The sequence below is a fragment of the Phytoactinopolyspora endophytica genome (assembly GCF_004138495.1).
Lineage (GTDB): Bacteria > Actinomycetota > Actinomycetes > Jiangellales > Jiangellaceae > Phytoactinopolyspora > Phytoactinopolyspora endophytica.
In genome coordinates, this window is sequence record NZ_ML142851.1 from 97,831 (window position 1) to 98,450 (window position 620).

The 620-nt window shown below is 63.5% G+C and carries 1 protein-coding gene; it reads left to right on the forward strand.

Going from position 1 to position 620, the window contains the following annotated elements; genetic code table 11:
* A partial coding sequence (locus ELR45_RS34720; protein WP_165367533.1) for a transglycosylase domain-containing protein occupies positions 1–620 on the forward strand: 620 nt, incomplete at both ends.

A 620-nucleotide genomic window follows, 5' to 3' on the forward strand; every position in this document is an offset into this window, starting at 1 on the left:
TTCGTCCGCGAGGGCGGCGAGATCTCGGGTGGTGGGTCGACCATCACCCAGCAGTACGTCAAGAACTACTACCTGACCCAGGACCAGACCTGGGACCGGAAGATCAACGAGCTTTTCGTGTCGATCAAGATCGACCAGCAGCATGAGAAGGAGGACATCCTCGCGTCCTACCTCAACACCATCTGGTTCGGACGGGATCTCTACGGGGTCCAGACGGCGTCGAAGTCGTACTTCGACAAGCCGGTGAGCGAGATGACCTTGGAGGAAGGCGCCGCGCTCGCGGCCATCCTGAATTCCCCCCACCGGTACGACCCGACGATCGAGGGGAACACCGAACGGTTCGAGCAGCGCTTCCAGTACGTGCTGGACGGCATGGTGGCGATGGGCACCCTCGAAGCGGCGACGGCCGAGCAGGTAGAGCCTCCTGAGGTCCTGCCGGAGGCGCGGACGAACCGCTATGCCGGACCGAACGGTTATCTGATGCAGCAGGTCGAGGCGGAACTTCTGGACGCGGGCCTCGACGAGGCCGAGATCAGGAGTGGTGGCCTCCGTATTGTGACCACCTTCGACCAGGACGCCCAGGAGTCCGCGGTCAAGGCCGTCGAAGAGGAGCGCCCGAC